At 74.0% G+C, this 6,547-nt stretch carries 5 protein-coding genes; 1 reads left to right on the forward strand and 4 read right to left on the reverse strand.

Annotation, left to right across the window (positions count from 1 at the left end):
- Positions 1-193: 193 nt before the first annotated feature.
- Genes ACFWI8_RS35970 through ACFWI8_RS35985 form a run of 4 tightly spaced genes read right to left on the reverse strand, consistent with a single transcriptional unit; the run spans position 194 to position 4,048 of the window.
- Positions 194-964 carry a succinate dehydrogenase/fumarate reductase iron-sulfur subunit gene (locus ACFWI8_RS35970; RefSeq protein ID WP_387100391.1) on the reverse strand — a complete coding sequence of 257 codons (771 nt, stop codon included), beginning with the start codon at positions 962-964 and terminating at the stop codon, positions 194-196.
- Positions 961-2,859: a fumarate reductase/succinate dehydrogenase flavoprotein subunit gene (locus tag ACFWI8_RS35975; RefSeq protein WP_387100393.1), complete on the reverse strand. Its 1,899-nt coding sequence runs from the start codon at positions 2,857-2,859 to the stop codon at positions 961-963. Before ACFWI8_RS35975 ends, ACFWI8_RS35970 begins: the two co-directional genes overlap by 4 nt.
- Positions 2,860-2,891: 32 nt before the next feature.
- A complete protein-coding gene (locus tag ACFWI8_RS35980; RefSeq protein WP_311601906.1) occupies positions 2,892-3,713 on the reverse strand; it encodes a hypothetical protein in 822 nt (273 codons plus the stop codon).
- Between the two features lie 26 nt (positions 3,714-3,739).
- On the reverse strand, positions 3,740-4,048 hold the full coding sequence (locus ACFWI8_RS35985; RefSeq protein ID WP_387100395.1) for a hypothetical protein: 309 nt from the start codon (positions 4,046-4,048) through the stop codon (positions 3,740-3,742).
- A 266-nt stretch (positions 4,049-4,314) separates the two neighbouring features.
- On the opposite strand from ACFWI8_RS35985, the gene ACFWI8_RS35990 reads away from it, so the two are divergent.
- Positions 4,315-6,264 (forward strand): ABC transporter family substrate-binding protein, encoded by a 1,950-nt coding sequence (locus tag ACFWI8_RS35990; RefSeq protein WP_387100397.1) that lies wholly within the window; start codon positions 4,315-4,317, stop codon positions 6,262-6,264.
- Positions 6,265-6,547 lie beyond the last annotated feature (283 nt).

Below are 6,547 nucleotides of genomic sequence, written 5' to 3' on the forward strand. Positions count from 1 at the left end.
GGCCTTGTACCGCGCGCAGCGCGGTCAGGCCCCCGCGCGCAGCGCGCGAAAAGGGTGGGTGGGTGGGGGGAAACCCCGGCGCGGAGCGCCCGGGCAGCCGGCGGCGTAGCCGCCGCGGGCCCGCAGGGCCCGGCCCTCCGGGCCGTGCACCGCGCGCAGCGCGGTTGGGCCCGCCGCCCCCCGGCCCCCCGCGCTACGCGCCGCCGCGGCGCCGGCGGATCGTCTCGCCCAGCCAGACCAGCGGGTCGTACTTGCGGTCGGCGGCCCGTTCCTTCATCGGGATCAGCGCGTTGTCCGTGATCCGGATCGACTCGGGGCACACCTCCGTGCAGCACTTCGTGATGTTGCAGTAGCCGAGCCCGTGCTCCTCCTGCACCGCCCGCGCCCGGTCGAGGCCGGTGCGGTCGGCCTCGTCCAGCGGGTGCATGTCGAGCTCGGCCATCCGCATCAGGAAGCGCGGCCCGGCGAAGGCCGGCTTGTTCTCCTCGTGGTCCCGCACCACGTGGCACACGTCCTGGCACAGGAAGCACTCGATGCACTTGCGGAACTCCTGCGACCGCGCCACGTCCTCCTGCCGCATCCGGTACTCGCCGGGGCCGAGGCCCTCCGGCGGCACGAAGGACGGGATCTCGCGGGCCTTGGCGTAGTTGAAGCCGACGTCCGTGACCAGGTCGCGCACGACGGGGAAGGTCCGCAGCGGGGTGATGGTGATCGTCCGGCCCGGCTCGAACGTCGACATCCGCGTCATGCACATCAGCCGTGGCCGGCCGTCGATCTCCGCGCTGCACGAGCCGCACTTGCCGGCCTTGCAGTTCCACCGCACCGCGAGGTCGGGCGCCTGCGTCGCCTGGAGCCGGTGGACGACGTCGAGGACCACCTCGCCCTCGTGGGCCTCGACCGTGAAGTCCTCCAGGGCGCCGGACTCGGCGTCGCCCCGCCACACCCGCAGCCGTACCTCGCTCATCGGCCCGTCAGCTCCTCGTCCGTCAGGTACTTGGCAAGCTCTTCCTTCTCGAAGAGGTCGAGCAGATCGGGCCGCATCGGCGGGAGTTCGCGCCGCGTCAGCGCCGCCCGGCCGTCGTCGCCCAGCGCGCACAGCAGGTTGATCCGCCGCCACGACCGGTCCATGGTCGGGTGGTCGTCGCGGGTGTGGCCGCCCCGGGACTCGGTGCGCTCGCGGGCGGCGAGCGCCACGCACTCGCTGACCAGCAGCATGTTCCGCAGGTCGAGCGCCAGGTGCCAGCCGGGGTTGTACTGCCGGTGTCCCTCGACGCCGACCCGTTCGGCCCGCCGCCGCAGCTCGGTGAGGCGTTCCAGCGCCTGGTCCATCTCGGACTCCCGGCGGATGATGCCCACCAGGTCGTTCATCGTCTGCTGGAGCTCCTGGTGGATGGCGTACGGGTTCTCCGGCGCGGCGGCGCCGGCCGGCGGGTCGAAGGGCCGCACCGCCTCGGCCGCCGCCGCGGCCACCGCCGCCTCGTCGGCCACCGGCCGCCCGCCGGCCGGCAGGCCCGCCGCGTGGCGCGCGGCGTGCAGCCCGGCGCGGCGGCCGAAGACCAGCAGGTCGGAGAGCGAGTTGCCGCCGAGCCGGTTGGAGCCGTGCATGCCGCCGGCGACCTCGCCGGCGGCGAAGAGACCCGGCACGCCGGTGGCGGCCGCGGTGTCCGGGTCCACGTCGACGCCGCCCATCACGTAGTGGCAGGTCGGCCCGACCTCCATCGGCTCGCGGGTGATGTCCACGTCCGCCAGCTGCTTGAACTGGTGGTGCATGGACGGGAGTCGGCGGGTGATCTCGTCGGCCGTGAGCCGGCTCGACACGTCGAGGAAGACCCCGCCGTGCGGCGAGCCGCGGCCGGCCTTCACCTCGGCGTTGATGGCCCGTGCCACCTCGTCGCGCGGCAGCAGCTCGGGCGGCCTGCGGTTGTGGTCGGGGTCGGCGTACCAGCGGTCCGCCTCGGCCTCGTCCTGCGCGTACTGCGCCTTGAACACCTCGGGGACGTAGTCGAACATGAAGCGGCGGTTCTCGCTGTTGCGCAGCACGCCGCCGTCGCCGCGCACCGACTCGGTGACCAGGATCCCCTTCACGGACGGCGGCCAGACCATCCCGGTCGGGTGGAACTGCACGAACTCCATGTTGACCAGCGGCGCCCCGGCGAGCAGCGCCAGCGCGTGCCCGTCCCCCGTGTACTCCCAGGAGTTGGAGGTCACCTTGAACGACTTGCCGATCCCGCCGGTGGCCAGCACCACGGCCGGCGCGTCGAGGACGAAGAACCGACCGGACTCGCGCTCGTAGCCGAACACGCCGGCCACCGCGCCGTCCCGGGTGAGGACGCGGGTGACGGTGCACTCCTGGAGCACCCGGAGCCCGGACTCGTAGTCGCCGGTCTCGCCGAAGTCCCGCTGCTGGAGGGCGACCACGCGTTGCTGGAGGGTGCGGATCAGTTCGAGCCCGGTGCGGTCGCCGACGTGCGCGAGCCGCGGGTACTCGTGGCCGCCGAAGTTGCGCTGCGAGATACGGCCGTCGGCGGTGCGGTCGAAGAGCGCGCCCCAGGTCTCCAACTCCCAGACGCGGTCCGGGGCTTCCCTGGCGTGCAGCTCGGCCATCCGCCAGTGGTTGAGGAACTTGCCGCCGCGCATCGTGTCGCGGAAGTGGACCTGCCAGCCGTCGCCCTCGTTGACGTTGCCCATGCTGGCCGCGATGCCGCCCTCGGCCATCACGGTGTGCGCCTTGCCGAACAGCGACTTGCACACCACGACGGTGCGCAGGCCCTGTTCGCGCGCCTCGATGGCCGCCCGCAGGCCGGCCCCGCCCGCGCCGACGACCACGACGTCCCACGACTGTCGCTCCACAGTGCTCACTTGGGCTCCTCGGCTCCTTCGCTCGGTCGTGGCTAGAACAGCCTGGGGTCGGAGAACGCGTCGACGGCCAGCAGGTACACGTAGAGGTCGGTGACCGCCAGGCTCGTCAACGAGGCCCAGGCCAGCGCCATGTGGCGGCCGTTGAGCCGGCTGACCAGGGTCCACAGGCGGTAGCGCACCGGGTGCGCGGAGAACGTCTTCAACCGGCCGCCGATGATGTGCCGGCAGGAGTGGCAGGAGATCGTGTAGCCCCACACCAGCGTGATGTTGACGACCGCGAGCACCGTGCCGAGCCCCATGTGCCCCCACTCGTAGTGCTCGTCGCGGAAGGCGAGCACCGTGTCGTAGGTGAGGACGACCGCGATGGCGGCGGAGGCGTAGAAGAAGTACCGGTGCGCGTTGTTGACGATCAGCGGGAACCGCGTCTCGCCCGTGTAGCGGCGGTGCGGCTCCGCCACGGCGCAGGCGGGCGGCGAGCCCCAGAACCCGCGGTAGTAGGCCTTGCGGTAGTAGTAGCAGGTGAGTCGGAAGCCGAGCGGCAGGGCGAGGAAGATCAGCGCGGGGGACAGGCCCCACCAGTCGCCGAACAGCGCCCAGTTGGGACCGCCGCGCATCTCCGCGCAGTTCTCGGCGAGACAGGGCGAGTAGAACGGCGACACGTAGGGCGCCGCGTAGTAGTCGGCGTTCGCGAACGCCCGCCAGGTCGCGTAGCCGACGAACGCCAGCAGCGCGGCGACGGTGACGGTGGGGCCCAGCCACCAGCGGTCGACCCGCAGATGCCGCTGGGCGATCGCGGCCCGCCCGGCCTGGCCGGCCGGCCCGGACCTGTCGGTCGTGGATTCGGTGCTGGCCACGGGTCCTCCCGGGAGGTGGGGGCTCGTCAGGTGGCGGGCGTGCCGGGCGCGGGGCCGCGTCGCGTGCCAAGGCCCTCGTCGTCGGCGTCCACCCACAGCCGGTCGTCGTAGGGAGTGTCGGACACCTGGACGAGGTCCGGCGGCACGGGCGCCTCGGCGGGTCGGGCGGCGGCCGCGGCGGCGAGCAGCGCCAGACTCTCGCGCAGCCGGTCGGCGTCCCCGCGCAGCCGGCGGGTCTCGATCCCGGGGCCCAGGGCGCGCTCCAGGCGCAGCACCCGCTCGGTCAGATCCTCCACGCAGCGGTGCGCGGCGGACAACTCCTCGTGCAGTGACATCGCTTGCCACCTCCATCGGTGGGGCATCACCGGCCGATGCGAGTGTGACGCGAGACACACCCGGTTGGGAAGAGGGCGTCGTGACCCGGCTGCTCCCATCGGGTGGCCTGGGCCCGGCGGACGCCGTGTCGCGCCGCCCGGCCGGCGCCTCTCCCCTTTCAGTGGCCTCAGTGGCGCGCATACATGTGATCAGCGCACCGGTGAGCCGGAGGTAGGGCATGTCAGGAGGGTCGACGAGACGGGGGAGACGGGCGCGAGGGACGGCCGTGGCGGCGCTCGCGGCCGTCGGCGCGCTGGTGGCGCCCCTCCTGCTGGCCGGGTGCGGTGGCGAAGCCGACGAGGACCAGGCCGCCGCCATGGGCGCCCAGTCGGTGCCGAGCGTCGGCCGCGCCGAGCTGGAGCGGGGCGGCACGGTCCGCTGGGCCGTCGACGCCCTGCCGACCACGCTCAACACCTTCCAGCCCGACGCCGACCGGGTCACCGACCAGGTCGCCGGCGCCGTCCTGCCGATGCTGTTCACCGTCGACGCCACCGGCCGGCCGCAGCTCAACACCGACTACCTGAGCTCCGCCGAGATCACCGAACGCGAGCCCAAGCAGACCGTCGTCTACACCCTCAACCCCGACGCCACCTGGAGCGACGGCGAGAAGATCGGCGTGGAGGACTTCGTCGCCCAGTGGCAGGCGCTGCGCGGCGAGAACGAGGACTTCCGCCCCGCCCGCAACGCCGGCTACGAGCGCGTCGAGAACGTGCGGAAGGGCCCGGAACCCGGCCAGGTGGAGGTCGTCTTCGCCCAGCCCTACGCCGACTGGCGCGCCCTGTTCACCCCGCTCTACCCCCGCTCACTGACCACGGACGCCAAGCGGTTCAACGAGGGCAGCCGCACCGAACTCCCCGTCTCCGGCGGACCGTTCACGCTCGCCAAGGTGGACGAGAAGGCCGCCACCATCACCCTGGAGCGCAACGACAGGTGGTGGGGCGACCCGGCCCTGCTCGACAGCCTGGAACTGGTCGCGGTGGAACGCGACGAACGGCGCGCCGCGCTGGCCGCCGGCACCCTCGACGTCGCCGAGATCGCCCCCGCCGACGCCGAGGGCCTGGCCCCGGCGCACGGCGGCCCGCCGGCCGCCGACGACAAGCCGGCGGCCGACGACGCCGAGGGCATGAACGGCCTCGCCGTGCACCGCGCCTACGACGCGGCCTACACCCAGCTCGCCCTCAACGGCACCTCGGGGCCGCTGGCCGACGAGCGGGTCCGCTGGGCCATCGCGCGCGCCGTCGACCGCGCCGAACTCGCCGAGGACGTGCACACCCCGGCCGGCCTGCCCGTCAAGCCGCTCGGCAGCCACCTGCGGATGCTCGGCCAGGACGGCTACCGCGACAACAGCGACGCGCTCGGCGAGAGCGGCGCCGAGTCGGCCGCCGAACTGCTCGACGAGGCCGGCTGGCAGCAGCCGGCGGGACCGGCGGCCGAGGACGGCAAACCCGGCGCGGCCGTGGCGGCCCCGCTCGGCGCCGGCTGGCCGGCGGCCGAGCAGCGCGCCGCGCTGCTGCGGCAGGCGGCGGGCGCGCAGCGGGCCCAGGGACTCGACGAGCCGGCCGACGCCACCGAGGCCGACGCGGCCGCGGCGGCGGCCGAGGCCGAGGAACTCGCGGACCGCGCGGCCACGCCGGTGCGGACCAGGGACGGCGCCGAGCTGCGCCTGCGATTCGTCCTCCCGGACGGCCCCGGCGCCGAACAGCTGCGGGACGTGGCCGGCCGGATCGGCGGAATGCTCGCCACCGTCGGGATCCGCGTCGACTACGAGACGGTCGCGGCGGACGCCTTCTTCGCCGACCACATCCAGCCGGGCGACTTCGACCTCACCCTCTACTCCTGGCCGGCCACCGCCTACCCGGCGACGGACGCCCGCCCGCTGTTCGCCAAGCCGCGCCCGGCGCCCGGCGGCGAGCTCACGGTCGAGCAGAACTACACGCGGGTCGGGACCGACTACATCGACCAACTCCTCGACCAGGCGGCCGGCGAGCTGGACGAGGAGGAGCAGGAGGAACTCCTCAACAAGGCCGACGCCCACATCTGGGCTGCGGCCGGCTCCGTCCCGCTCTACCAGCGCCCCCAACTCGTCGCGGCACGGGAGACCCTGTCGGGCGCCGGAGCGTACGGTCTGGCGACGCCGCGGTACCAGGACATCGGCTACCGGTCCGCTACGCGCTAGGCGGTTTCGCGGCGCTTGGCGTTGGCCGCCGTTCGCTGGCCGCTTGGCGTTGGCCGCCGGCCCGCAGGGCCCTGACGGCGGCTTCGCCGCTCGTCGGGCCCTGCGGCCGTGCGCTGGCCTGCGGCCGTGCGCTGGCCTGCGGCCGTGCGCTGGCCTGCGGCCGTGTCGCGCCCACCCACCGCCCTTGGCGGGTGGCCTCGCGCGGCACGGGCCGAGGGGCCCGCCGCGGTGCCCCCCCCGGGGCCGCCGCCCAGCCCGGCCAGTCACTTATAAACAAAAACGC

It is taken from the genome of Streptomyces sp. NPDC127098 (assembly GCF_042722465.1).
Lineage (GTDB): Bacteria > Actinomycetota > Actinomycetes > Streptomycetales > Streptomycetaceae > Streptomyces > Streptomyces millisiae.

Bases quoted from the DNA above. Each gene is read 5' to 3' on its own strand.
- ACFWI8_RS35970 (WP_387100391.1), bottom strand. From the start codon at position 964: ATGAGCGAGGTACGGCTGCGGGTGTGGCGGGGCGACGCCGAGTCCGGC.
- ACFWI8_RS35985 (WP_387100395.1), bottom strand. From the start codon at position 4,048: ATGTCACTGCACGAGGAGTTGTCCGCCGCGCACCGCTGCGTGGAGGAT.